This window comes from Ensifer sp. (assembly GCF_035999135.1).
GTDB lineage: Bacteria > Pseudomonadota > Alphaproteobacteria > Rhizobiales > Rhizobiaceae > Ensifer.
Window position 1 is genome coordinate 76,076 of the sequence record NZ_DASYGZ010000206.1, and the last position, 26,992, is coordinate 103,067.

Sequence of the window (26,992 nt, forward strand, 5' to 3'; positions counted from 1 at the left end):
CCAGGTCGAAGGAAATACGGAAAGGAACACCGCAAAAGAAAAAGGCCCCCAAACGTTGCCGTCGTGGAAGCCTCTCTCATATCTGGACAATCTGAGAATCGCATTTCCACGAATCCCCGTCAAGACTTAATGGCACCGAATTTGGTGAGCGGACTTCTTTTGCCTATTTGAGGGGTGAAAGAAAATGCAGAGTGGAAGTGTGACGACGCCCTTTGGGCGGCGGCCGATGACGCTTGCGCTGGTGAAGCGACAAGTGGCATCCGGCGAAATCAGGTCGGACAAATCGGTCGATAAATGGAAAGTGTTTCGTGACGCCTGCGAAGCGAGGACGCTTCTTAAGCTGCAGGACCGTGCGCTGACCGTGCTGGATGCACTCTTGAGCTTCTATCCCGAGGCCGATCTGCGTCAGGGGGAACCGCTCATCGTCTTCCCGTCGAATGCCCAGTTGTCGCTGCGTGCGCACGGCATCGCAGGCGCCACCTTGCGGCGACACCTGGCGATGCTCGTTGACGCCGGCCTCATTGTTCGCAAGGACAGTGCCAACGGCAAGCGCTACGTCCGCAAGGACAGGACCGGTGAGATCGAGGATGCGTTCGGTTTCGACCTTTCTCCATTGCTCGCCCGATCGGAAGAGCTTGCGCAGCTGGCTCAGCAGGTAGCGGCAGAACGAGCACTTTTTCGCCGCACCAAGGAGGCCCTGACGATCCGCAGACGCGACGCCCGCAAGCTCATCTCGGCAGCGATCGAGGAGGGGGCGAGCGGTGATTGGGGCAGGATCGAAGACGTCTACCTGGCCCTTATCGCCAGAATTCCGAGATCCCCGACACTGCAAGACCTCGTGTCAATCCTGGAAGAGATGGACCTGCTTTGCGCAGAGATCGTCAATCAGTTGGATGTCTTGGATAATTCAGCAAAAATGAGCAGCAATGATGCTCTTTCTGAGCGTCACATACAGAATTCAAATCCCGAATCCATCAATGAACTTGAACCTAGCTCTAGAAACGAGCAGGGAGCGAAAGCCGAACGAGAGAGGCAGCCTCAGAAGGAGCCGCTGAAGGCATTCCCGTTGAGTATGGTGGTGCGGGCCTGCCCCGAGATGAAACTGTACGGCCCGACTGAGGGCATATCGAGCTGGCGCGATCTGATGGCGGCCGCTGTGGTGGTGCGGTCGACGTTGGGAGTGAGCGCGAGCGCCTATGAGGATGCTTGCGATGTGATGGGGCCTGAAAACGCGGCGGTTACGATTGCTTGCATTCTCGAACGGGCAGGACACATCAACTCGGCCGGGGCGTATTTGCGTGATCTGACGTCAAAGGCGCGGCGCGGCGAATTTTCGCTCGGTCCGATGTTGATGGCCTTGATGCGAGCGAATGGAAGCTCTGAGCGCAGGGCCGGGTGAGTGTTCCGCCGTTTCCAGTCTTTCTGGTTTCGGCCGGCGGTGAGCCATCGAGATCGGATCGATTACGTGAACGGAGCGGGAATTGTCTGCCAGGGGCTTTGAGGCGCAGCGGCTGACGCGGCCCGCTCTGATCTGGAAATCTGCCTCCTGGGCGTCGGCCGTTACAGGTGAAGCCGAAGAGGTCCCGAGCAGAGAACTGGAGGGGCGGACGTGACGGCACGCTTCGATGACTAATCGTGAAGGCGGTGCGGCCGCGTTGATCCCATCCCTTTGCCCTCAAAGAAGTTGAGGGTGTTCAGTGTCATTTGAGCGAATGTCGGAACTTGATGCCCATTCGCACTGGCCGCTTATCTGAGAACTATCAAAGGGTTGTCCCTTGATACCGCACCGAGGGAGATCGGTGCCACTGGGCTTCAACACGCGGTAGGAGGGACGAAATGAACGTCAATATGAGGACCTCGCGCCAGAGCAGAGGTTGCGCGGACCTCCGCCGTGATGGTCAAGGTGTTGAGGGCTCGGGCGACATGAGGCCTGTGCGATGGAAATGCCGGCATGCAGATCGCTCGACCAATGAAGAGACCGGGACAGATCCCGGCGTCGCCGAAGAGATCGCGATGCAGCCCCGTTTGTATTTCCGGGCCAGCCCATCGCCAAGCAGAGTATGGCGTCGGTGGCGGAAGTCAGGCGGAGGCTCGGGCTGAGTGAGTCTTTCGTGGCCGAAGGACATCCAACCGGACAGTCCAACAACCCAGGGCATCGGCTGGGAGTTCGTCGGTGTTTACGGCGACCGACGCCGCAGTCGTCGCCGTTCTCGCAGATCTTGCCGGACGAATGAGAGGCAAACGCCGTTGGTTTTTTTCAACGCAGCGTCCGCTTGCGATGAAAGCCTTGGCATCACGGTTGAACGCCTCATGACCGACAGTCGCTTCCATAGCGACGCGTTTCATCGGCCCGATGTCCGGCAGCGTTGAAGTTTCTGAATTCTGTGACGCAGAAGGGGCTTCAGATACCGCCAAACGCATGCGACGGCATCGAACCTGTCGTCGCGGCCCGCTTTCTCAGGAGCGTTGCGGAAAGACACTTCGATCGGATCGAGATCGGGCGACAGGAACAACAAGCATGCGCCGCGCCTTGGCCAGTTCCCCAGTCCGCTCGCTCCGATGGAAGCAGACGTTGCCGTGAATGACGACATCGTCCGGTGTCAGGGACTAGGCACGTTCGGTTTCGATCCAGATCTCGAGGATGCGGTTGCCCATTGGGTGCGTTGACGATCCAATGGCGTGACCACCCCATGCGATCTCAGCCGTGCTATGAAGATCTGTGTCGTCCATGAGACGAAGGGGCGGGGCTGCTGTCATGCCGGACCCTCCGTGACCAATATGAGCGGTTGGTCAGCTCCGTATCGCTTGACGATTCATAGAGAAAGATATGTCGGGCCAATGCTTTACTGAAGAAGAGCCGGCGCCGCCTGATCTACAACTGACGGGCTCGCATGATCGCCAGGCGTCGATGTTCGCGGCCGCAAGTTTCTTGATAGCTCGGCCCCAGCCGGTTGCGAAGGCGCCAGGCATATTAGCGATGTGCGATGACACCACGGTCGGCGACGCACATCTCGTCTGGTATATTAGCTTGCCTTTCTGCACGAGGCGCGCGCACCCATGCGCCATTTGCAGTAGGTTTGATTCCACCCCTTGCCCGCCGCCGCGAAGCGATCCGATCTTGCGCGTCTGGATCACCAGTTTGTCTGCAAAGCGCGACGACACGTCGAAATACCGAGCCGACTGCCGATGGCTGTGACGGTCCCCGACAAGAGCAACAACGTGGATACGCAACGCGATCGGGTTTGATTTGCCGATGACAAACTCTTTCATCATGAGGGAGGCACAGCTCTAAGAATTGAGAATCCTTAGAAGCCGGGACACGCCTTTGGAATCGGCCGAAAGCGTTCTCCCATTTCTGCCGCGAGGGCATCACGCGCATTTGCACCAAGCCCGACACGCCGACGACCAACGGCAATGCCGAGTGCTCCATAAGGTCACAGCCCCGGGAACACTACCGGTGCACGCGCAGAACGGACGTCTGTTCATCGCGTCTCCGAACCGCCACCCGGATCTCATCCCAACGATTGGCGAAGGCCAGACGGCAATCTGAACTCAACGACGCCAATCAGCAAACTGGGTCCGATCGGGAAAACTTGTGCGTGACGAGCCGATCAACCCTTTTGGGCCGCGCGTCCCCGCCCGCGGCGTGGACAATGGCGATCTGTACGCGACGTCCATCGCGTCGATGCGGCGCGCGAGTTTGGAGGCATCTGGCGTACGCGCGGAAGCCACGAACACGCCCGGAAGCGAACCTTGGTCTTTGCGCGACACGCATTTGACGATCCTGGCTGCGGAAGGCCGACGCGGCGGCGCCAAGCCTCAGATGGGGCAACACCGCGTTCGGTGAAGTGCGAAGTGTTCGTTGGCTGAGGGAAATTGACGCGGCCGGTGTCGGTGGCAATTGGATCTCGCTCGGTTTTCCCGGCCGATCGACGAGTTTCTGCACCATAGACTGGCCCCGATGGCATGGTTATGAGACAGCGAAGTTCGCACCGCCGGATCAGTTATGGCAAATCTCGTGATGTTCGGCTGCGGGCACAAGTGATGCAAGACGGCCTTTGGCCAGGCTCCGCCAGCGCATAATGCCGCGAAGATGCCCTCGCCGCCCCTTCCAGAGAGCGCCAGGGTTGTCGAGGCCAAACGCGGATGAAGGCCGCATCGTGGTCAGTGGCAGAGGCCGACACTTGTGCGCGGTGACCGCTGGACCCCAAAGCCAATAGCATCCTTGTTCCTTCAAAACTCGGACAGCGTGCCAATCCGTCCTCAATCATCATTCCGGGACGGTCTGCGTTGCGCTGGCGCTCACTGGGAAGCCGGCAGCGGCGCTGGCTTGAAAATGGGATGTAGCTTTGGGGAGTGACAAGATGTTTTGCCGGGAGTCTTGCGCTTCAGCGTCCGCATCCCGTCGATCTCCTTTGCTGGTACATGCTACTCATCGCGCACGAGGCGTTCCCCCGCATCTTTCGGTGCTCGGCAGAAGGACTGGGCGCAGTGACGGCGCGTCTTCTGCCGGTGGTGCTATTCGCGTGGCTCAACGTTCGGAAAACTCGCAACCGTTGGGTCGAGTCTAGAAGTCGCGACAGCAACTGTACGCTCACCGGCTGTGGGCTGGCATGAAGGACCATCGCATCGGGTCGCACGAGATGCTTCAGACCGGAACCGTCGGCTCGGTTCTCTGGTGTGAGATTTCGAGCCGAACGGTTCGGCGCCTCGGGCGCGAACGACTTTTACCGTGCCTGGATGTTTGCCTTCACCTATTCGATGCAAGGAAGCACGCGCGCTCCGGGGCACTTGCGCCCATGATTGTTGGCACGCTTTCGGTTGGCGATTTTCATGTCACCTCCCCTGCCGTCCTCACTTTGATTGGTGGACGCCGCTCTCGTGCGCCGACATTGGCGGACGACTCACGGAAGGTCGCGCTTTGTGGGCATCGACGAAGTCTGGAATCTTTGCGCCGTCGACTGGCCAACAGTCCCAAGGTGCTGCGGAATTGGGTCGGGCCTTCGGTATGCGCCGGCGGTGAACATGGCTCGGATGTTTCCGCAGCGAAGGGCAAAGGCTGAGGTGACTTCGCCAGTTTATCGGCCGTCGCAAAGGTTAACGAATACTTACGGAAGCTGAGATCGTCGACAGCGCTCCCCTCTCCGTCGCCTTTACATGCTTGCGGAGCCGACGATGGAGCGCGGATGCGCTTTCCGGTCCGTCGGTTCATTTTTAGTAGTTGGCGCCCGGACCGACTCTGGATCGACGGATGTGACGTCTGGGAATCTGCAGAACCCCTTCCCTTCTCATCAGTGATCATGTGGCTCCGTCCCGGTCAGCGCCCTTTTGGTGCGTGGCGGCAGGCTGCTTGCGGAGTTCGTCCGGTGGGTCAGTTCGTCACCATTCCTCGGTTCGGCCTTGTGATTTCCGACTGTCCGTCCGCATGGATCCTTGCAGCGCGATGGCGAATGTGGCGGCTCTCGGATCGATCACGATCCGACCGATCGCGTCTGGCTTGAGTTGGCGCCCCTTTGCGGCTTTGCGCTCCTTCTCGCTTGGCAGATCCCCTACCCTCGAGATTTCCGCAGTATTGAACGGCCTTTGCCCAGGTTGATCCTGGATGCCGAAACCCGCCTGTCCGGTAATCGGATGCGAGCATCGTGACAGATCAGCGGGTCGTGCAAGGTCTTCCGGCGGTAAACCGACCGGGTCACTCGAAAATTCCAAGTCGCGCGGTCTTATGTGGCGATGTCATGCCTTTGATCGGCCCGCATGCTCGGACAGCCACGCTCGGTCTGATTTTCATACGGAATCGTCCTTTTGAATCGCGGACAGAAGTCGCGGGCTCCCGAAGGACTTCGCGCCGGAAAGGGTTCGCTTGCGATCGAGTCTGTCGTTCCGCGACGGCGACCCGTTGCCAACAGGGAATCTGCGCGAAGCGGGCCTCTCTTTTTCCGGAGTCATGAATGATTGATTGGCGCGTTCTCGGTGCTCTATTTCGCGCAGCGGTCTCGTTGCAGCGTCTGTTGGGATTTCCAACTGCTGTCAGCGTGTTCGGACAAGCAATCGCGGATTGCGACCGGTGGTTGGGGCGCCGAAAGAGATGACGCTTTGGGTTTGGTCCGGGGCACTCCCGTACTGCTGGCTCAGAACCAGACAAGGTGTTGATGCCTATGGCGGTGGTTTCAGTCGATTATCGATGCGAGGCGCGATCAAGCTCTGGTCGTTACCGGGGCGGTTCAGGAGCGGATGCAGGCCGTCGACCCGATGCTGGTCGTATTCCGCGAGAAACCCTGACAGCTGTCAGAGTTTTCTGGGGAAGTGCCGATCGATTGCCATCATAATCAACCTTAACCAGGTCAATATCCCGGGTATCGAACCAGATTTGCCATATAAGTAGCCGGCTAATAATATGACAACCCTGTCCCGGCGTTCGCCAAAGGCACGATGTTGATCTTGCCTGCATTCCGGAACGCTTCGGTGCTGCGGACAGCGTCGATCAACCCTATCTCGACACAAGCGAAGGTGGGGCCGCGGTATGGGTGGGAATTCAAGGTGTTTGCCGTGCGGTTTCGGCAGACGGCTTGAACCAGGCGGGTGCCTTCGGCGCCATGCGTGTGCCTGAAGGATCGCGGGCCCAGCGTGTATGTCGCCTGAAACCCTGACAGCTGTCAGGCCCCCATGCAACCTGCTGTTCCGGTTACCGAATCTTATTGGACAGATCGTGTGATCGTATCGCGTTGGTCCTTCAGCGCAAGCGCCGTCGATGGATACGTACTTGGGGCATATGGATCGGACGGGCCGTTCACGGGTGCAGTAGCGCTCGGTCAAGTCCTCAAGCGGATCCCTGACAGCTGTCAGGGTTTTTGAATTTGATGTGTCTCAGCCCAACGATAGTCCCGCCGGCACCTGTTGTCTTATGCCCTCGAGCGAAGGGTATCGGTGCGATGGGCAGCGCAATATGGATGCGGATGCAAATCTGGTCAGTCGATTTTCAGGCGCCTACAGCTTCTCCTCGCCCGTGTCGGGCACGTCGCCACAGTGCTACCGACCCCGATCAGCGCGACGGGTCCAAAGCGGGACAACGCAGCCCGCCTGGAGGATGTGGGACTTGGTCGAGCCTTGCTCTGATGAAGCCCGGGCTAATCGCGCTAAACGAGATAGCTATGACCCACATCGTCAGCTTTGGCGAGAAGCGGTGAGCCGAACCACCCAGGAGCCCCAATTGAACCGGATTGGCGGGCGCAGTTGGCGCATCCTTCCCTGGCCATACTGGATCCGACCACGCCCATCCAAAGCGATCGCGTTTCGGCGCTAGGAAGCCGCCGATCTGAGCGCATGCCGCGGTGCGCCTGAAGCGCAGTGGACGGGATGTAGGTGATACTCGACGTATGGCTTGGGAGGCCCCATCTTCGTTGGCTGGATTTGAACTCGGGGCTACCACCAGGGCCGGATACCTGAAGCAAATCCGTCAAAGCCCGATCGCGCCGATCAGTCACGCAATCGCTCGCGCTGACGGCGGCGATACTGCGCGGATCTCACGCGCGAATTCGGCGATATCTGCAGGTCGGCCGCGGGTGGCGACACGGGGAAGAGAGTGGGCCGGAGCTGCCTGGTCGAGCGCCGAATACATGCGAGTGAGGACCTTCCTGCTATGGGCACCCGCAACGGCTTGCCGGACCGCCTGCGTTGGTGCCAGTGGGTCGGAGACGAGTTAATCCAAGCTCGCACTCGCATCTGTCGCGGAAGGGGGGCAGTGGTCAGATGGGGTGAGGACGGTCGATCTGGGGTACCCTCCGTAGGAGGTGCGAAGACGACTGCAACAGAACAGCGTGCTAGAGTGGATGCCGGCGATGGCTCGATCGGGGGAAATATTGCCCGACTTGAAGTGTTGGTGGCTGTTCAACGTCTGATCCGCGCGACCTCTAGGGATCGGCCCTCAACAGCGCTTTTTTAAGTTTGCAGCTTCGGCGGGTTCGGCAGTTGGGCATCTAGCCATCAGCAAGTTGAGCAAAGACGGGGGGAGGCGGCGCAAAGGCCGCGAATGGCCGGACGGCGTCGCTACAGGGTCTCAAAATGACCGCCGCGGGCTCACACTGGAGGCCGGTGACGATTACCGTCGGATCTCGTGGGCCGCTGCTTGGCTTTGACCACAACGTCGGCGAGGAGCGGCAGCGCAGTCCATTGCCGCCATCAGCGGCGGATAAGGCCGAACCGGTGGGCTTCGTCCAGCAAGTTGCGGACGGAGGATGGCTGCCACTTCTTGCCACCGCGGGCCGGCTGCTCACCGATCTGATCCAGTTGGGCGGCAATCTGGCGTAGCGATAGACCGGGATCGGCAATGGCGATTGCCGCGACGAGCTTCATCAGATGGTCTTCGGGCGGGCGACGAGGCGACCGCGTCAGCAGGTCCTGATCCGCCAGCTTCTCACGCACCAGACGATGAACGGCGCGACGAATTCGCTCGACGGTCCAGTCCTGGCCCCGGCGATTGAGCACTTCTACGACATTATCCCAACTGTGCTGTGGCCGGAGTTGCCGCACCATTGGCAGCCACTTTTGCGCGGATGCCATGAGCTCGTCGAGATAGAGTTTGTCGCGTGCCTTTGAGACCGCTTTGATCGCCTCCGGACGCCGTTCTCGCAAGCCAGGGTTTCCGGGACGTTTGCCGCGTGCCTTTGCTGCCTCGATCCCGGCCTTCGTACGTTCGGCAACCAGGGCCTTGTCGAGCTGCGCTGCCGCGCCAAGAACCTGGAGGGAAAACATGCCCTGGGGGGTCGTAGTGTCGATTGGATCACCGATCGAACGGAAATGGACACCACGCGCTACAAGATCCTCGATGACCTGAAGGAGATGGCTTAAGGATCTGGCCAACCGATCGAGACGGACGACGACGAGAACGTCTCCGGCGGTTAATTCGCCAAGCAATCGAGCCAGGACTGGTCGGGTACGTGATGTGCCGGAGCCATGCTCCTCATAGATCCGATGGCATCCGGCAGACCGCAGCTCGTCCAATTGCGCATCATGGGCTTGCTCGCCCGTCGATACCCGCGCGTAGCCGATCAGCCGCTTGGGGTGATGTTGCATGTCATCCGATTGTAGCTTCACCATGGCGCTTCCGACCGTCCGTTTTGCAACGCGCTGTACAAACAAGAAATGCGCTAGAAAACGAACGCTTGCAAGCGTGTTTTATGAACCGAATTGCGGCCCGCCAGACTCAAAACTTTAACTGAGATATGCGATGATGCGTCCATATAGGAAAACACGCGTCAGCGGCCTTCTGTGGCGGAAATGCGAGAAAAACGTCCGGTGCGGGAGATGGCTGTAAGCTCGGTTGTCTACTGAGATGGCGCGGTAAACCAATTTTGGGGAGACGAACAAGCGCGCCCCCTCGGCTTGTGTCCGTGAAGAGCGTCTTGGTGACGGAAATTCGAGGCAAATTAGCTTCTATTTCGGAAATTATACACGCTAAATCAGATGGTTAATGGAGGCGCAGTTTACTCTGCGGCATGCCGATTGTGCCTCAGCCTTTGCGGCCTGCGCCAAGCCAGGAGAAGAAAGCCGGCGCGCATCCTTTCCCATCTCCCCCGACGGTTCCATCGTCGCCTCCCTTGCCGCTGAGAACATCAATTTCAACGCCAACAGCACCCTGACCCATGCGCTCATCGTTCATGTGATGCTCGATGTGCTCTTTGCCCGCTTGCGCGCAAGGGCGAAACTGGCGTCGCGTAAACGGGTGAAGGGCAATCGAAGCTGGACGGCGAGACAGCTCTTCTTCACTTTGGCCGCCAGTCGCTTGGGCATACGCGAGACGTCCGGAAGCGGATCGGCGCCGATGCTGGGGGCGAGGTCGTCTCCGAGATAGCGAAGGGTAGAGCACGGTTCGCGACGGGCAATCGCGCGCGCGTCAAGGACCGAGCCCACATCCTCGAGGATCCCCATCAGGTGAAGCCGTTTACGAGGAAGTGTGGCACGCGGCGACGGCGGGGGCGCCTCATACTTGTCCGCCCTGTGATCGCGGCAAATAACGATTCGCGCGATATTTCGCATCCTTCTTAAATATTACCGGAGCATTGCGCAGAAGAACTGATTCCCGAAATTCATAGTATTTATCCGATAAGCATAGAGAAGAAACCAGTTAAAATCTTGGGTTGTTTTCTTTCGTTGTTGATCGACACTGTTATGCATCGCCAAGTCGATTTGCTTGGTGATTCTGAAAACATCGAGCGGGAACAGATTATGAAAATACTCGTCCGCGCTCTTGCCATATTGGCATTTGGCGCTTCCAGTTTTCAGCATGCCTCATTCGCCGCAACCGCCACTGGCAACCTCACGGTTCGCATAACGATACAGGCGGAATGCAAGATCCAGACGGCGACCGACCTCGACTTTGGCTCCCGGGGTGTCATCGATGCAAATGTCGATCAGTCCACGACGGTCGGCGTCCAATGTACGACAGGGACACCCTACACGGTCGGTCTCAGCGCCGGCGGCGGGTCGGGTGCTACAGTTGCGTTACGGAAGATGACGGGGCCGGCGGCAGCGACGATCAACTATACCCTCTACCGAGACGCTGCACATACGCAGCTATGGGGCGTCACTGCCGGCACGGATACGGTCGCGGGAACGGGCAATGGCAACGTCCAGAACCTGACCGTCTACGGCCGTGTTCCTGCGCAGGCGACCCCGGCCACTGGCGTTTATACCGACACGGTGGCGATAACCGTCACCTACTGAGCCCGAAGACGACGAGGTAGCAAGATGCGATCCACCACCTGGTCGGTTGGTGCCCTGATGCTTTGCGCCCTGGTGCTGGCGTTAAGCCCCTCACAGACGTCTGCTGCTTCTCTCAGGGTCGCGCCGACGACACTGGAGCTTGTCGCGCCAAGCAGCAGCGAAACGATCAATCTCAGCAATGACGCCAAACATGCTATCAACGTGCAGATCCGCGTTTTTCGCTGGATCCAGAAGGATGGCGTCGAGAGCCTGGTACCGTCGTACGATGTTGTGGCAAGCCCGCCGGCAACCCGGCTCGCGCCGGGGGCCGACTATGTGGTGCGGATCGTTCGCATCAGCCAGCGTCCGATTGACGGCGAGGAAAGCTACAGAATTGTTGTCGACGAACTGCCCGATCCATCGCGCCAGCGGAGGGGCACGGTCGCACTGATCGTTCGGCACTTGATCCCGGCATTCTTCCGGAGCCCGGATGCGTCGAGCCCGGATGTTTCATGGTCATTGAAAAAGTCAAAGGGCGGACTTGTGCTCACGGCGCGTAACGCCGGCCAGGCCCGTCTGAGGATCGCTGACCTGACGCTCGCAAACGGCAGCCGCACGCTCGTCAAGAGGAACGGCTTGCTCGGCTATGTGCTCGGTGGCGCCGTCATGAGTTGGCCCGTTGCAGCCGCCACCAGCTCATCCGCGGCGCAAGTGACGCTGAAGGCAGACAGCGACCTTGGACCAGTCCATGCCCGCGTCCCGGTCAACGGCAGATAGCGCCAGGCTCATTTTACTGTTGGGCATCGTTTTTGCCGATGCCGCAAGTGCTCAGGACGTGCCAGTGGACGGCTCGCTCATCGTGGCGAACGGGTCCGTTTCTCAGTTCGGGCGCTCTCTATATCTCGAAGTTGTCATCAACGGCGAAAGCACCGGGATGATCGGACACTTCGAGGAGCAGGACGGCGTCTTGTATGCCGAGGCGAAGGAGTTGGAGGAGGTGGGCTTGAAAGCGCCGGGCGGTCAGAGTGGCTTGGTCAACCTGACTGAGATCAGCGCCGTTTCCTATGAGATCGACGAAACGCAACAGGTGTTGCGGGTGACGGCCGACACGGCCGCACGGGCCGCCAAAGTCATCAACCTCGCCCCGGAACAAGGCGACGGCAAAACGGCGGAATCAGGTTTCGGCGCGATCCTGAACTATTCGTTGTTTGCCAGCACCAACAGTCTGACCGAGGACGATGCGGAGCTCGTGCGCGGCGTGTCGGGCAATTTCGATGCACGGTTTTTCAGTCCTTATGGTGCGCTCAGCCAGTCGTTCATAGCCGGCTACACGGATGGCCAAGTCGATGACTTCGTGCGGTTGAACACCACATGGAGTTACTCCGATCCTAGACGCCTGATGACCTACAGGGCGGGAGACTTCGTTTCCGGCGGGCTTACGTGGACGCGGCCTGTTTATCTCGGCGGCTTTCAGGCCCAACGAAATTTCTCCTTGCGGCCGGATCTGGTGACCTTGCCTCTGCCCTCATTCGGAGGGACGGCCGCCGTGCCCTCAACGCTCGAAGTCTACACTCAAAACGTCAGGACCTACGCCGGGGACGTCGGAACAGGCCCGTTCCAGGTCGTCAATGTTCCCGCATTCGAAGGCGCCGGGCAGGCGCGGGTCGTGCTCAAGGACAGTCTCGGTCGCGAGACGGTCACGACGCTGCCGTTCTATTCGTCGAGCATGCTATTGCGGCAGGGGCTGTTCGACTTCTCGGTCGACATAGGCACGCCGCGCCGCAACTTCGGTATCGACTCCAGTGACTATGACGGACGGCTCTTCGGCATCCTGAGCGCACGCTACGGGCTCGCCAACTGGCTCACGCTCGAGGGGCATTTCGAAGCGGGGGAGGAGCTTATCAACGGTGGCGGCGGCATCGCTTTTCCGGTCGGTTCGTTCGGCGCTGCCTCCATCGCGATCGCAGGCAGCCGGCATGACGGCCGTGTTGGCGGGATCGTCAACGCTGCCCTGGAATTGTCGATCGACGAGTGGTCGCTCTATGGCCGCGTTCAGCGCCGGTTGGGCGACTACCACGACATCGCATCCGTGACTGCGCTCGTGACCGCCACGGGCCCTGCCGGCTTGCCGATCCTGAGTGCGGACGTTCCCAAGGCTGTCGATCAGGTAACGCTCAGCGTGCCCGCCCCGCTCGATTTTTCCAGCCTGAGCTTTTCCTATACCCGTCGCGAAGATGCCGATGGTGCGCGAAACCAGATCATCGGCGCTTCCTACAGTCAGCAAGTCTTCGGTGCGTCCACCTTCTACGCAACGGCATTCAAAAGTTTCGGCGATGACGACAGCTTTGGCCTGTTTGCCGGGATTTCAGTGCCGCTTGATAATGACATGACAGTGTCTTCCGGCGTGGAGCACGCGTCTGATGGTCTCAACGTCGTGGCGGATCTGAGCAAGGCGGAGCGGCCGGAGGACGGCAGCATCGGCTGGCGGATAAGGACGTCCGAAGGCCGCAACCCCAATCGCCAAGCCAATGTCAGCTACCGCTCCCCGATCGGACGGTTCGAGACAAGTGTCCAGCAGGTAGGCGGCGACACACGAGCGACCGCCCAGTTGGACGGCGCAGTTGCCGTCGCCGGCGGCGGTGTCTTCGCGACAAATCGCATCAACGATGCGTTTGCAGTGGTCGATGTCGGAGTGCCTGATGTCGAGGTCAAGCACCAGAACCGCAAGGTGGGCAAGACCAATGCCGCAGGGCGTATCATCGTGCCGGACCTCAATTCCTATGAGCCGAATGCGGTTTCGATCGATCCGAAAAACCTCCCGGTCGATGCCGAAATCCCGACAACCCGAGAGATCGTCGTCCCGGCCGCGCGAAGCGGAGTCGTCGTCGAATTCGGCATCGAGGCGCAGCCGCACGCGGCTTTGGTCGGTTTCGTCGACGGGGAGGGGCAGCCGGTCGAGGTTGGACTGACGGGAACGATCGAAGGATCGCAGGCGGAGTTCTTCGTCGGCTACGATGGCGAAAGCTACATCCATGGGCTGTCGGAAAAGAATATCGCGACGATCAGGCGATCGGACGGCACTACGTGCCGCGCCGAGTTCGCCTATCGGCCAGCCAAGGGCAGCCAGACGGCGATCCGGAACGTACCATGTCGCTGACGCGCAATGGGCTTGTGGTTGCGTTCTTGTGTGCCGGCGGGCTTGCCCCTCGCATGGCGGCCGCCCAGAGCTGCAATTTCTCGCTGTCGAATCTGGATTTTGCTCAGGTTGATACGCTGTCCGGTCTGGAATCGACGTCCACGGCCACGCTGACGGCCTCCTGCACGGGGCTTCTGTTGTCTCGGATCCTGGTGTGTCCGGGCATCGGGGCTGGCAGCGGAGGTGCTACCGCTTCCGTACGACGCATGATGTCGGGTGCCGCCACCTTGAACTACCAGCTCTATTCCGACCCCGCCCGCTCGATCATCTGGGGATCGCCGCAGTGGTCGTACCCATCCCGTCCGCCTGCGCTTGCGGTCAACCTCGGTTTGCTCGGTTCCGGTCAGGCGCAAACCACCGTCTACGGAAAGGTGTTCGCCAGCCAGATCGGATCGGCGCCTGGCGTATATATGTCGACCTTTACCGGCTCCGATATGGCGTTCAGCTATCAGTACTCGAGTTCGAGCGACTGTAGCCAGGTGGCGGGCACGGTGGTGCACCCGGGCTTTAACGTCAACGCGTTCGTCGCGGCCAATTGCGCGGTCACGACCCAACCCGTGGACTTCGGAGCCGTCGGCGTTCTCAGTCACAATGTGGACAGCGAGGGGGCCGTGATCGTCACCTGCACCCCGGGCACCACCTATTCAATCGGCCTTAGCACGGCGTCAGGCGGCGGCAACCCGACGGCACGCAAGATGACGAACGCGGGCCAATCGGTCACCTACGGGCTTTACAAGGATGCGGCTCGGACACAGCCCTGGGGTGACAGTGCTCTTCCGGGGAGCACGGTCAGCGGTGTGGGCGCCGGCGCGACACAGACCTTTACCGTGTACGGACGCGTTCCGCCCCAGACAAGCCCGTCTGCCGGCGTTTACACCGACACCGTCATCGTTTCGGTAACATACTAGGCAAGCCAAGTGCAGGACGCTGCGTCTGCCGCCAGACAGTTCCTGATTTCCCGCCGTTGCGACAGCTGTCGCTGGACCCGGCCGCAATGTTGTCGCAACGCGTCGCCGCAACACTCCGATCCGTCGAACAGAGGATTGAAAGGAGAATGTCCCATGCGTGCGACCGCATTCGGTAGAGTTCTTGCGCTGGCTGCGGCTGTGGCGGCAACCGTGCCCGCGGCGCCTCCGGTCCTTGCGGACGATTATGATGGCGGCCGGCGCTATTGCCGGGATTTGGATGGAAGAGAGCGCTGGCGTTGCGAGGAAGCCAGACGCGACCGCTGGCGCGACCGCCAGGACGAGCGGGACAAGAAGGATCTGAAAGTTGGCCTGGCGGCAGGGGCGATCGGTCTGGCCCTCGGCGCCATCATCATCGGCGCAGCGCAGGAAGCGGAGCGCAAGCGCGACGCCGATGCCTATCGGCGCAACGACCGTGACGCGCGGTGCCTTGCGCGCTACCGCACCTATGACCCGCGCAGCGGAACATTCGTCGGGCGCGACGGCCGACGCTACGAGTGCCGGTGAAAGTTGTTCGGCAATCGCCGTCTATTGTTCACCGCCAAGCGGCCGCGCGGGAGCTGCCGGCCATTTCGGCGGCCATGAATATCCGGTAAGCAGATGGCGCCCGTGTCCGTAGGCGCCACGATCGCTGGAGGGAATGTTGACAGATTTTACCTGGTTGAACGAACCTCGAGACTGGACCGTCGAAGATGACGTGCTGACCCTCGTAACGGAAGCGAACACGGATCTATGGCAGCAGACTTTCTATGGCTTCCGGCGCCATTCCGGTCACGCCAGGCTCCAGCCGGCAAGCGGAGACTTTTCCGCATCGGTCGTCGTGCGCGGCGACTATCATGAACTCTACGATCAGGCCGGTCTCCTCCTCATCGTTGACGAAACCCATTGGCTGAAGACCGGGATCGAATTCACCGATGGCCTGATGCATTTTTCGGTCGTCGTCACGAACGGAACGTCGGACTGGTCGGTCATTCCGCTGCCGCAAGCGCGGACGGACGCAGACGTGCATATCCGTTTGACGCGTCACGACACAGCGGTCCGGGTGCAGTTTCATCTTGGCGACGGCTTATGGCAGATGGCGCGGCTCTGCCCGTTTTCCGACGGCGACGCTCGGATCGGCGTCATGGCCTGTTCGCCGGAACGCGCCGGGTTCACCGCGAGCTTCAAGGAGTTTTCGCTCGGCGCACCGATTTCTCGCGATCTGCATGCCGCATAGTCGGGCGAAGGCGCCTGTCGTCAGTCCGCTTTCTGTAGGATCTTGCGCGCCCTTTCGATGATCGGCGTGTCTACCATTCGATCCTCTAGCCTGAAGGCGGCCTTCCCCTCTTTCGCCGCAACCTCCGCGGCCTCGACCACCGAACGGGCCCAGGCAAGTTTCTCCTGCGACGGAGAGAAGGCAGCGTTCAGGAGGGAAACGGAGGACGGGTGAACGCAGGTCGCCCCGTCGAAGCCGTGACGGCTTGCCTCGCGGGCCGCCAATTCGAGCGCTTCACCATCCTGATAGTCGGCAATGGTCGTCAGGGTGCCGAAAGACAGCTTCCCTTCCGCCTTTGCAGCCAGATGGACCAGCAGCTTGGGCATACGCAGCACCTCCGGAAGCGGATCAGCGCCCATGCTGGTGGCGAGGTCCTCGCCACCCGTCAAAAGCCCGAGCACGCGTTCGTGACGCGCAATCGTGCGCGCCTCGAGCACGGCGCCCGCATCCTCGAGCATCGCCATCAGGTGAAGTCGCTCACGATGAAATTTGCCCTCCTCGCCTGCGATCCACGCGGCAAGGTCGTTCAAGGGTTCGGGTGCACTCGTCTTTGGAACAAAGAGACCGAAAGCGCCGGCGCGGCACGCGGCGACGGCGTCGTCCCTGCGCAATTCCGGGTCGGCGTTGATGCGGACAAAAACCTTGGCGCCGTTGCGGCCGACAGCCGGGATCGCCTCGACCAGCTTCGCCCGTGCCGCCAATTTTTCGCCCGGCGCAACCGAGTCTTCCAGATCGAGGATGATCGCGTCCGCATCCCGCTCGTGCGCCTTTGCGATAAACCGGTCCGAATTGCCCGGAACGTAGAGAAGCGATCGCAGTCTCATGCGGCTTCCCCTTGCATGATCTCTGCGATGATCTGCGCACTCAATCCGGCCTCGGCGAGCACTTCTTGCGTATGCTCTCCAAGCGAAGGGGCCGGCCGGCGCCAGACGCCTGGTGTTGCGGAAAGCCGGGGTACGATGTTGTGCATCGGTAAATTGCCGAAATCAGGATCTTCGACGTCGACGATCACCTCCCGTTCCGCGAAATGCGGGTCGGCGGCTGCGTCCGCGATGTTATAGATCGGCCCGACGGTCGCGCCGGCGTCGCGCATGATCTGCAGAGCTTCGTCGTGGTCGTGCCGCGCAAACCAGCCGCCGACGGCCTCGTCGACCAGGTCACGGTTCTTGACGCGCGCCGAATTGGTCGCAAAACGCGGATCGTCGTTCATGTCGGCACGGCCGATGATCTCGAAAATCCGCCGTGCGACCTGTGGCGTCGAACCGGAAAGTGCCACATGTTTGCCATCGCGGCAGCGATAGACGTTGCGCGGTGCGGCCGTGTTGGAGCCGCTGCCGACCCGTTCCTTGATCTTGCCGGTCGTCTGGTAAATTGCGGCCTCCGGGCCGAGTACGGAGAACATCGGCTCAAGCAGGGAAAGGTCGATCACCTGTCCTTTCGCGTACCCACGATCGCGTGCAAGCAGTGCCGTAACCGTGGCCGAGCTGCCGTAGAGGCCGGCAATCATGTCGGCAAGCGCCAAAGGCGGCAGCACCGGTTCGCGATCGGGAAAGCCCGTCCGGTAGGCAAATCCGCTCATGCCCTCGACGATCGTCCCGAAACCGGGAAACTGCGCGTATGGACCGGTTTGGCCGAAGCCGGAGATGCGCACGATAATCAGGTTGGGATTGCGGGCGTGCAGGGCTTCGGGCGAAAGGCCCATGCGCTCGAGCGTTCCTGGCCGAAAGTTCTCGACGAAGACGTCGGCAGTTTCGATCAGGGACCAAAGCGCCTGCATCGCCGCTTCGTGCCGAAGGTTGAGGACCACGGATCGCTTGTTGCGACTGTAGGTCTTCCAGTAAAGGGAGTGGCCGTCGTCCTTCCAGTCGCGCAGCGGATCGCCGGCCGGCGGTTCGATCTTGATGACGTCTGCCCCCGCATCGGCGAGCTGCAGCGACAGCATGTTGCCGGCAACAAGCCGCGAGAGGTCGAGCACTTTCGTACCGGAAAGCGGCCCCGTGGCAGCCGGATCGAAAGCCCTTTTGGCGAAAGGCGTCATCGAATGCGCTCCCCGGTATCCTTGCTGAAGAGCAGCACCTTCGCGGCATCGACCTCGAGTTTCACATGCTCTCCCGCCGACAGCAGCCTGCCGCCGTGAACGACGACCGAGAGGTCCTCGCCGCCGATATCAACGACGATTTCCTGGTCCTCTCCGGTTGGCTCGACCAGGCTGATGCGGCCAGGCACGCCTGTTTCTCCAAGGCGGATATGTTGCGGACGGATGCCGCAAACGAGCCGTGCGCCCGGCTCCACACGCCTTGCGAGCGGCAGCGATACGCCGCCGCGCGTCAATGCCGTTTCGCCGTCCGAAATGGCATCGATGAGGTTGATCTCGGGCGAGCCGATGAACCCTGCCACAAAGAGATTGGCAGGGTCGTTGTAAAGTTCGAGCGGCGCGCCGGCTTGCTCGATCTTTCCGCCGTGCATCACCACGATCTTGTCAGCCATCGTCATGGCCTCGGTCTGGTCATGGGTGACGTAGACCATGGTCCGGCGCAGGCGCTGGTGAAGCTTCTTGATCTCTCCGCGCATTTTCACCCGCAGCTTGGCGTCGAGGTTCGACAGCGGCTCGTCAAAGAGGAAGGCGCGCGGGTCGCGCACGATCGCACGGCCCATGGCGACGCGCTGGCGCTGGCCGCCGGAGAGTTCTCGTGGCAGGCGATCGAGCAGCTTTTCAAGACCGAGGATTTCGGCGGCCTCGGTCACGCGTTTCTTGATCTCCGCTTTCGGCGCACCGGCGAGCTTCAGTGCGAAACTCATATTCTCGGCGACCTTCATGTGCGGATAGAGCGCGTAGGACTGAAAGACCATGGCGATGTCACGCTCCTTGGCAGGCATGTCGTTGACGATCTTGCCGCCGATGGTGATCTCACCGGATGAGATATCCTCCAGCCCGGCGATCATGCGCAGCAGCGTGGACTTGCCGCAGCCTGACGGGCCGACGAGCACGACAAACTCGCCATCGCCCATTTCCAGCGAGATGTCGTTGAGTACGGCGACACTGCCATAGCTCTTGCCGACGCTTCTAAGCTCTATCTCGGACATGTTTCCTCCCTTCCGATCCCGGTCGCGCTGTTAGCGCTCCGTTACCTCGAGCCGGCCGATCGACATGCGTCCCGCCGACGCCATGCGCAGGCCGGCCATGCCGTAACGCAGCGTAGCATCGTCGGCCTGAAGCACCGGCTTGCCATCGATCTCGAGCGTCAGCTTGCCGCCTTCGACCGTGAGATCGACCAAATAGCTTCGATCGTGTTCGATGCGGAACGGACTGCGGGCGAGGATCTTCGTGCCGTGGTTTTCCAGAAGGATCACCGCTTCACCGTTCTCGAATCCCGCCGCATAGAAACGGCTTGTCCCTTGAGCGCGCGCGACCACCAGATGCGACGCACCGGAGAGGGGCTGCAGCTCGGCCTTGACGCTCGCGTCACGCAGGTAGGCATTGCCGGTCCAGGCGTCCGCGTCTGTTGCCGTATGCGCGTGGATGCGTCCCTGCTGCAGGCTCCAGTGACCGCGGTTCCAGGTGAAGCGGGTGATACCGCCCCATTCGTGGCCTTCCTTCGCCGGGTCGATCACGACGCGCCCCTTGCCCGAGACGGAAAAGTCCGCCAGGAACAACCGGCCGAGAAACTTCAGACGACCGAAGTATTCCACCAGGATGCCGATCTCATCGGCCGCCTCGCCGTTGCCGTCGGGGATGGTAAATTCGTAGTCCTGCCAGCCGCTCGCTGACGGCACGTGCCAGGCGCCCGTTTCCTGGATGGTGCCGCTCATGGCGCGGCGAACATAGGGCGCGACGCGCAGATTGCCGTCGCCGTTCCATGGATCGAGCCATAGCTTGAACTTCACCGTCTGACCGTCGTCGGCAAGCGGTGTGAACATCGGACGGTAGCGCTCGTCGTCAAAGTCGGAACGACGATAGAAGGGCTTCCAGAAAATCCGCCCGCCGTGCCCGCGTTCGAGCCGGTCGAGCAGGATTTCGAGCGATCCCTTGGCATTGTCCGTATGACGTTCCGCCGACGCCTTGACGGCGATCTGGTTGAACGGCTCGGTGCGGAACCCGTGGGTCGCGCCGGGGGCATCGAAATCGAAGCGCACACCACGGCGCTCGAAGTCATCGGACCAGAGCGCCGGAGCCTCCCGTCCCTGCAGGCGGAGTGCAAGCACGGTCAGTTCGCGGGCGAAGGACGGAATATCGACGACGTTGATCGTGCCGGTCACGCCGGAAGCGACGACGAAATCGTTGATCGGCTTGCGGTACTTGTCCCAACCCGGTTGTACCTGCTGCAACGTGCCGACGATCGCGCCCGCGTTGCCGGCGTTGCAGTCCGTGTCCCAGCCGGCCATGGTGGCGATTTCGACCGTGCGCGGCAGGTCACCCTGACCGTAGATCAGGCTCATGATTAAAACGCCGGCGTTCGGAATGATGTGGCAGACGCCGGGATAGCGGTCATAGCCCCAATCCGCCGTCAGCATGTCGCGGCACGCGCGCCAGTCGTTCCGGTTGCCGTCGTGGAAACGGAGCACTGCGCGGGAGACCTTGGCGTAGAGGGAGTCGGACGGGATCGTCGCGAGGCCCGACTCGATGACCTCTTCGATGGTCTTGGCGACAAAGGCCTCAGCGATCGCCGCAGCGCAGAAACGGGCGCCATGCAGGCCCTCGCCGTCGTGGGCGACACTGGCGGCAAGGGCGGAGGCTTCGGCTGCCTTCTTCGGATCCGCAGGGTGTACCCAGCCCCAGCTGTCGATGAAAATCTGGCCTCCGATCTGCTCGGCAACCGTGGTGCCGTTCTGGGCGATCGAGCCGGATTGCGGCGCCGGAATGCCGGCGCGCAGGTTCTGGTAGGCGGTGTGCTCGGTCGAGTTGCCGAAGCCGCCCCACCAGTACATGCCGTGCTCCTCGGCTGCGTAGTTCAGCCAGGTCTTGCCGACCTCCTCGGCGGTCGCGCCAAGACCGTAGTCGCGCAGCGCTCGGATGAAGTAGACCGGGCCGTTGGTGTCGTCATCGGCAGCGAAATTCTTGAAATCGCGCAGATATTCCGTCACCTCGCCATAGGTGTCCCGGATGCGTTCATAGCTCCAGATCGTCGGCTCGACGGGGGCGCCCAGGCGCACGCCGATCGCCTTGCCGATGAAGCCGGAATAGATACGCTCGAAGATTTCTTTGGTGCTGAGCATCGGATACTTTCGAATTCTAGAGACTGGAAACCTGGGTGAGTTCGGGAGCGGCAAAGAGACCTGCGCGCGCCGTGGCCCGCGCGATTTCGCGTTTGTGGTCGGCGGCCTGGATTGCGGTCACCGTTTCGGTAAAAGCATCGGCGGATCGGAAGAGATCAAGCTTGTTGACGCGGTCGAGCTGGGAGGCCATCGACCTGTCGATGATGCTTTCGCCGTACATCGCGCCAAGGATCGCACCGGCCATGACGCCGATCGAATCCGTGTCGCGGCCGGAATTGATGCCGTCGGCGATCGTCTTGTAGAAATCGCCCTCGTTGACGACGGCAAAGCCGAGCGCGAGCGGCAGTTCCTCGATCGAGTGGAGCCGCGACGCCTGGTAGGCGTCCGTGGCAATGCCTGCCTTTTGCGGTGTGTGCTGGACGTTGTCGCCCATCGGCGAATAGCGGGCGATGATCTGGTGGAATTCCTCGACGACGGCCTGGTGCTCGGCGCCCTTCAGCTTGCGGGCAGCGTCAACGATATCGGCGATGGCAGCGCGCGTGCCGTCCTTGGCGACGGCCAGCGTTTCTTCGATGACGGTGTCGAGGGTGGTACCCGGAACGAAAGCGGCAGCGACCGCGGCGGCGAGCACGCCGGCCGCCTCGAGACCAAAACTCTGCTGGTGGCCCGACGCAAATGCGATCGCCTCGTCATAGGCGGCCTTCGGATCGCAGGCATTGGCGACACCGATCGGCGCGATGTACATCGCCGCGCCACAGTTCACCATGTTGCCGACGCCGCCCTGACGCGGGTCGCAGCCGGAAAGCTGATGGCGCTGGAAGATCCACTTCTCCGGATAGAACAGCCGCTCGATCAGCATCGTCTCGCGCTGCAGTTCGGGCACCCAGCGTGGCGTCCAGGCGATCTCCCGCACCATGCCGGACGCCATGTCCCAGGCATCGAGATGACGCTTGACGTCGTCGTAGATCGACATCACGCAGAGGGTCATGAGCGTGTCGTCGGTGACGATGCCGCCGCCGCGAACACGCCCGTTTCTGGCCGCTTCGCTCTGCTTCATGCGGTGCCACTCGGTGTCAAGCGACGTGACCCGGCCGTAGCGCTCGCGGATCTCCGCGGCAGAGAGTTTTTCGACCGGCGCCCCGATGGCGTCGCCGTAAGCGACGCCAAAGAGAAGCGCACGAACCCGTCCCTTGAGGGAGAGCCCCGTTGCATCATTTGTCATTGAGAACTGTCCTTGCATATTCGGTCATTTTCTCGCCGCCGGCAGCGTTCCATTCGGAAACGAACTGGTCCCATTGGTCCATCTTGGCTTCGCCGGAGACGAACTTGTACACCCAGGCCCGGTAGACGTTTTCCGTGGCGTCGATGTCGGTGGCGTATTCGGCAGGCCAGACGAAGGCATTGTCCGGCTTGAAATTGGTCGAGATCGTCTTCAGCGATTGCTGCGCAGCCTCACTCAGCCACTCAACCGGCGGCTGCCAGTTGGCCGAGACCAGGAAGCGGGCGTACCAGGTGGCAAGCTTGTCCGTCGGTTTGATCGTCTCGCCGTCCTTGGTGTACTGCTCGCCTTCAAAGCCGAGACGTTCGATCGACTGGCCCTCGGGGCTGGCGATGAAGTCGAGCAGCTTGACCACTTCCTCCTTGTGTTCGGAGGTCGTCGAGATTGCGAGACCGCGCGACTCCTTCGAGACGTCGAGCGCCATCAGGCCCTGTCCGGCCGGTCCCTTCGGCGGCGACAGCAGGCTGAGCGTCGCGTCAGGATGCGCCTGGCGCATCTTGCCGCCGTAGATGTCAATGACCTCTGCCGACGAGCCGAAGATCACGCCGGCGCGGCCGGAATAGAACTTGTCTTCCTTCACGTCCCACTTGGTGGTGATGAATTCGGGATCGTAGAGCCCCTGTTCACGCAGCGAAGCGTAAAAGGCGATCTTGGCCTTTTCTGCACCCGACACCCGGGCGTGGATCCATTCGCCGGCCTCGTTTTTCATCCAGCTGCCGGTGACGCCAAAGGCCTGGTTGAAGATCGCGTCGAGCTCCTGGGTGTTGTCGGCGGTGGTGACGCCGTAGCTGTCGGCCTTGCCGTTGCCATCGAGGTCACCATCCTTGATCGCCTTGAACAGCGCGACATAGTCGTCCGTCGTCTTCGGCGCTGCGACGCCCGACTTATCGAGCCAGTCCGTGCGGATGACCGGCTGCGGTATGCGCGGCGGATAGACATAGAGCAGATAGGGATAGTTTTTCAGCCGCTCGATATTGTGCGGGAACAGCGCTTCCTTGAGATAGGTCGTCTTCGGCAGCCAGGTGTTCCAGTCCTCCAGAACCCCCTGTTCGGCCATCTTTGCGTCGCCGCCCTGGAAGTAGATGAGATCGGGGATGTCGCCCGAGAGCAGCATGGCGCTCAGCTTGTCGGCGTATCCGGATGACGGCAGATCGACGATCTGGATCTGGATGTCGGTGCCCTTGGCCTTCAGCGCCTCTTCATAGGCCTTCATCAGCTTGACGTCGTCCGGATTGCTCGTCGTCAGGTCCTTCGAGACGACCCGGATCGTCACAGGATCGGCGAACGCCGGCATCGCGACACCAGCCATCAGCGCGATGGCCGTCGTTGTCCCCAGGATCAGTTTTCCAAGCATGTTTGTTCCTCCCAATATGCTTTGGCCTATGTTCTGCTCGTCAGCCCTTCAGCGCACCGCTCATGGTGCCCTTGGTGAAGAACTTCAGGATGAGGGGGTAGATCGCGAGGATCGGTGCAATGGTCAGCAGGATCATCCCGGCCTTCAGCGCGCGTATGTTGATCTGGCTCGCACCGGTGTAGTTGTTGCTGTCGGCAACGCCGACCATGGCGAGCTTGTCGCCCTCGACGACGAACTGGCGCAAGACAACCTGCAGCGGCCACTTCGACTGGTCGTTCAGATAGATCATCGCCCGGAAGAACTCGTTCCAGTGGAAGACGAAGTAAAAGAGCGCGATGGTCGCGAGCGCCGATTTGGCGAGCGGCAGCGCCACGTACCAGAAGATCTGGAAGGGGTTGGCGCCATCGAGTTCCGACGCCTCGATCAGCTCCTTCGGCACCTCCTCGAAGAAGCGGACGAGAATGATGAGGTACCAGGCGTTGACGACCTTGAAGAGGATCAGCGACCAGTAGCTGTCGAGCAGCCCCAGGCGCTTGTTGATGAAATAGTCCGGAATGATCCCGGGTTCGAAGACGATCGTGACGAGCACGAAGACGAAAATCGCACGCCGGCCCGGCAGGCCGGGCCGAGAGAGCGCCCAGGCCATCAGCGCGGTCAGCAACACGCCGAGTGCCGTGCTGACCAGAGTGATGAAGATCGAATTGACGATGCCGCGCTGGACGGCCGGATTGTTGATCAGCAGGCTCCAGACATCGGCCGAAAACCCGTTCGGCACGATGGTCAGGCCGCTCATCCCGGCCACTTTGCCCGGATCCGAAAGCGATATTGCAAGCAGGTTCAAGAGCGGCTGGACGGTCATGACGACCAGAAACAGGAGCGTCGAGACGATGACGGCATATTCGAGCCGCTCAAGTGGAGTCCTGCGGATGTTATGGGCGGCCATCACCACACCCCCTTGCCGGTCAGGCGTTTGGAAAGCAGGTGCGCTGCGACGATCATCAGCATGCCGAGCACTGCCTTGAAGAGGCCGGCGGCCGTCGCCAGAGAATACTCCCCGGTCTGCAGGCCTATGCGATAGACATAGGTGTCGATGATATCGATCTTGCTGCGCACCACGTCGTTGGAGAAGTTGATCACCTGATTGAGGTCGGCGTTGAGGAACATTCCGGCGTTCAGGATGAACAGCGTCGCGATCGTCGGCACGATGCCGGGAATCGTGACGTAGCGGATCTTCTGCCACCGGCTTGCGCCATCGATTTCCGCCGCATCATAGAGCTCCGGGTCGATCGCAAGGATCGCGGCGAGATAGAGCAGACTGTCCCACCCGGCCGAGCGCCAGATCTCCGAGAAGACCAGGACCCAGCGGATCGAGCCGGTATCGGTCATGAAGGAGACCGGCTGCATGCCGAAGAAGCCGATGATGTCGTTGACCGCGCCATCGCTGGGCGACAGCACGGCGATAAAGACGCCGGCGATGACCACCCAGGACAGGAAGTGCGGAAGATAGATCGCCGACTGGATGAATTTGCGGAAGGCGCCGCCGCGGATCTCGTTGAGCAGCAGCGCAACCACGATCGGAACCGGGAAGACGAAAACGATCTTCATCGTCGAGATGATCAGGGTGTTGGCCAGCACCTGCCAGAAAATCGGCGACGAAAACAGCGTCTGAAAGTGCTTGATGCCGACCCAGATATTGGGCGGGATGATGCGCAACTGCTCGAAGGCGATTTTCGCCTCCAGGATCGGCAGGTAGTGAAAGATCACGAAGAAGACCAGGCCGGGCGCCATCATGACGTAATAGGGCCACCACTGCCTGATGGCCGCACGTCGTGATCGGTCTTGAATTGTGGTAACGTTCCCACGAAGAGTCGCGGATGGGCGCCCCATGGATGCCTCGCTCGTTGTCATGTCTAACCTCCGACCGCCACGCGGGCTGGCGCTTGCGCCGACAGGTCGGCGATCGACCCGCGCTCAACGAGCCTGCAGGGCAGAAAGATGCGTCCATGCTCGGCACGCCCGGCGATTTCATCGAGCAGGGATTCGACGGCGCGAATGCCGATCTGGCGGCCCGGCTTTTCGATCGTGGTCAGGCCCGGCCAGGAAAACGCCCCGGCAGGAATGCCGTCGAACCCGAGGATCGATACATCCTCGGGGCAGCTGAGGCCCGCCTCGCGGACAGCCATCATGGCGCCGAGCGCGATCAGATCGTTGGCCGCGAACACGGCGAGGTGTTTCCTGCCTTTGCGCCCCAGCAAGCGGCTCATCGCCTCGTGGCCGCCGGAGACCGTGTAGTCGGATTCCTCCATGGCCAGGACGGCCGGATCGATGTCGCGCTCCACGCAATGTTCGTGCACCGCGCGCAAGAAGCGAGCCCTGGCCAAACGGGAACGCGGTCCAAGCAGCAAGGCGGGCGTGCGGTGTCCGTTGGTCGCCAGCACATCCATGCCAAGTCGGACTGCCTGGGCAATGTCGGAACCGACGCTGGCCGTATCGGGGAAACGCTCGGCGCTCGAGCCGATCAGCACAAATGGGAGCCCGAACCGGCTGAGATCACCGAAATTGTCGGCCACCGGATTGATGATGGCGCCATCGACGCGAGCCCGGCGGAGCGACCGCAAATGCGTCGCTTCCTTGTCCGCATCCCAATCGGACGAAAAGATGAGGAGCGAGATGTCCTCCCGCACCGCGCGATCCTGCGCGCCGCGCGCCACCTCGGCCCAGAACGGGTTGGTAACATCAGGGATGACGATGGCAAGCAGCCCGCTGCGTCCTGAACGCGTTCCCGCAGCCATCTGATTGGGCTCGTAGCCGGTGTCCTTGACGGCCTTGAGGACGCGGTCGCGCGCATCCTCCGAAATCCTGGTGGAGCCGCCGAGAACGCGCGCGACGGTGCTCTTCGAAACACCGGCTTGCTTGGCGACGTCAATAATGGTCGCTCTACGTCCAGAGACATTGTTCACTTGCATTCCTCCCTAGAGTGCGTTCGGCGCCATATCAGCAGCGAACGCGCTCCATTGTGGGAACGTTACCA

19 protein-coding genes are annotated in these 26,992 nt (G+C 61.2%); 8 read left to right on the forward strand and 11 right to left on the reverse strand.

The genetic code is table 11. The features are described from left to right. Positions 1-184: 184 nt before the first annotated feature. Positions 185-1,399, forward strand: a complete 1,215-nt coding sequence (gene repC / locus VGO12_RS27545) for a plasmid replication protein RepC (protein WP_327515904.1) — start codon at positions 185-187, stop codon at positions 1,397-1,399. Between the two features lie 1,391 nt (positions 1,400-2,790). Here repC and VGO12_RS27550 read toward each other — a convergent pair. Further along, the gene (locus VGO12_RS27550) at positions 2,791-3,273 is read right to left on the reverse strand and encodes a hypothetical protein (RefSeq protein WP_327515905.1); all 483 of its coding nucleotides are present in this window, start codon (positions 3,271-3,273) and stop codon (positions 2,791-2,793) included. A 4,902-nt stretch (positions 3,274-8,175) separates the two neighbouring features. Beyond that, the gene (locus VGO12_RS27555) at positions 8,176-9,093 is read right to left on the reverse strand and encodes a recombinase family protein (RefSeq protein ID WP_327515906.1); all 918 of its coding nucleotides are present in this window, start codon (positions 9,091-9,093) and stop codon (positions 8,176-8,178) included. A gap of 373 nt (positions 9,094-9,466) precedes the next feature. On the opposite strand from VGO12_RS27555, the gene VGO12_RS27560 reads away from it, so the two are divergent. The 7 genes from VGO12_RS27560 (at position 9,467) to VGO12_RS27590 (ending at position 16,075) form a co-directional block, all read left to right on the forward strand. Continuing rightward, the gene (locus tag VGO12_RS27560) at positions 9,467-9,847 is read left to right on the forward strand and encodes a hypothetical protein (protein WP_327515907.1); all 381 of its coding nucleotides are present in this window, start codon (positions 9,467-9,469) and stop codon (positions 9,845-9,847) included. Positions 9,848-10,221: 374 nt separating this feature from the next. After that, positions 10,222-10,719 carry a spore coat U domain-containing protein gene (locus VGO12_RS27565; protein ID WP_327515931.1) on the forward strand — a complete coding sequence of 166 codons (498 nt, stop codon included), beginning with the start codon at positions 10,222-10,224 and terminating at the stop codon, positions 10,717-10,719. A gap of 24 nt (positions 10,720-10,743) precedes the next feature. Continuing rightward, on the forward strand, positions 10,744-11,475 hold the full coding sequence (locus VGO12_RS27570; RefSeq protein WP_327515908.1) for a molecular chaperone: 732 nt from the start codon (positions 10,744-10,746) through the stop codon (positions 11,473-11,475). After that, positions 11,447-13,855: a fimbria/pilus outer membrane usher protein gene (locus VGO12_RS27575; protein ID WP_422653423.1), complete on the forward strand. Its 2,409-nt coding sequence runs from the start codon at positions 11,447-11,449 to the stop codon at positions 13,853-13,855. The genes VGO12_RS27570 and VGO12_RS27575 overlap by 29 nt, the downstream gene beginning before the upstream one ends. Further along, a complete protein-coding gene (locus tag VGO12_RS27580; protein WP_327515910.1) occupies positions 13,846-14,802 on the forward strand; it encodes a spore coat protein U domain-containing protein in 957 nt (318 codons plus the stop codon). The genes VGO12_RS27575 and VGO12_RS27580 overlap by 10 nt, the downstream gene beginning before the upstream one ends. A 153-nt stretch (positions 14,803-14,955) precedes the next feature. Further along, positions 14,956-15,366, forward strand: coding sequence for a BA14K family protein (locus VGO12_RS27585; RefSeq protein WP_327515911.1), 411 nt, complete (start codon positions 14,956-14,958; stop codon positions 15,364-15,366). Between the two features lie 133 nt (positions 15,367-15,499). Beyond that, positions 15,500-16,075, forward strand: coding sequence for a DUF1349 domain-containing protein (locus VGO12_RS27590; RefSeq protein ID WP_327515912.1), 576 nt, complete (start codon positions 15,500-15,502; stop codon positions 16,073-16,075). 20 nt (positions 16,076-16,095) lie between these two features. Here the strand turns inward: VGO12_RS27590 and VGO12_RS27595 are convergent, their stop codons facing one another. The 9 genes from VGO12_RS27595 to VGO12_RS27635 all read right to left on the reverse strand — a co-directional run bounded on the left by VGO12_RS27595 (position 16,096) and on the right by VGO12_RS27635 (position 26,921). Next, the gene (locus VGO12_RS27595) at positions 16,096-16,938 is read right to left on the reverse strand and encodes a CoA ester lyase (RefSeq protein ID WP_327515913.1); all 843 of its coding nucleotides are present in this window, start codon (positions 16,936-16,938) and stop codon (positions 16,096-16,098) included. After that, entirely contained in the window at positions 16,935-18,152 is a 1,218-nt protein-coding gene (locus VGO12_RS27600) for a CoA transferase (RefSeq protein ID WP_327515914.1), read from the reverse strand. The genes VGO12_RS27595 and VGO12_RS27600 overlap by 4 nt, the downstream gene beginning before the upstream one ends. Further along, a complete protein-coding gene (locus tag VGO12_RS27605) occupies positions 18,149-19,198 on the reverse strand; it encodes a sn-glycerol-3-phosphate ABC transporter ATP-binding protein UgpC (protein ID WP_327515915.1) in 1,050 nt (349 codons plus the stop codon). The genes VGO12_RS27600 and VGO12_RS27605 overlap by 4 nt, the downstream gene beginning before the upstream one ends. A 30-nt stretch (positions 19,199-19,228) precedes the next feature. Continuing rightward, positions 19,229-21,328: an ADP-ribosylglycohydrolase family protein gene (locus tag VGO12_RS27610; RefSeq protein ID WP_327515916.1), complete on the reverse strand. Its 2,100-nt coding sequence runs from the start codon at positions 21,326-21,328 to the stop codon at positions 19,229-19,231. A 16-nt stretch (positions 21,329-21,344) separates the two neighbouring features. Continuing rightward, positions 21,345-22,550 (reverse strand): ADP-ribosylglycohydrolase family protein, encoded by a 1,206-nt coding sequence (locus VGO12_RS27615; RefSeq protein WP_327515917.1) that lies wholly within the window; start codon positions 22,548-22,550, stop codon positions 21,345-21,347. Next, the gene (locus VGO12_RS27620; RefSeq protein WP_327515918.1) at positions 22,540-23,961 is read right to left on the reverse strand and encodes an extracellular solute-binding protein; all 1,422 of its coding nucleotides are present in this window, start codon (positions 23,959-23,961) and stop codon (positions 22,540-22,542) included. Before VGO12_RS27620 ends, VGO12_RS27615 begins: the two co-directional genes overlap by 11 nt. A gap of 40 nt (positions 23,962-24,001) precedes the next feature. Further along, the gene (locus tag VGO12_RS27625) at positions 24,002-24,904 is read right to left on the reverse strand and encodes a carbohydrate ABC transporter permease (protein ID WP_327515919.1); all 903 of its coding nucleotides are present in this window, start codon (positions 24,902-24,904) and stop codon (positions 24,002-24,004) included. Next, a complete protein-coding gene (locus VGO12_RS27630; RefSeq protein WP_327515920.1) occupies positions 24,904-25,752 on the reverse strand; it encodes an ABC transporter permease in 849 nt (282 codons plus the stop codon). The genes VGO12_RS27625 and VGO12_RS27630 overlap by 1 nt, the downstream gene beginning before the upstream one ends. A 119-nt stretch (positions 25,753-25,871) precedes the next feature. Further along, the gene (locus tag VGO12_RS27635) at positions 25,872-26,921 is read right to left on the reverse strand and encodes a LacI family DNA-binding transcriptional regulator (RefSeq protein WP_327515921.1); all 1,050 of its coding nucleotides are present in this window, start codon (positions 26,919-26,921) and stop codon (positions 25,872-25,874) included. Positions 26,922-26,992 lie beyond the last annotated feature (71 nt).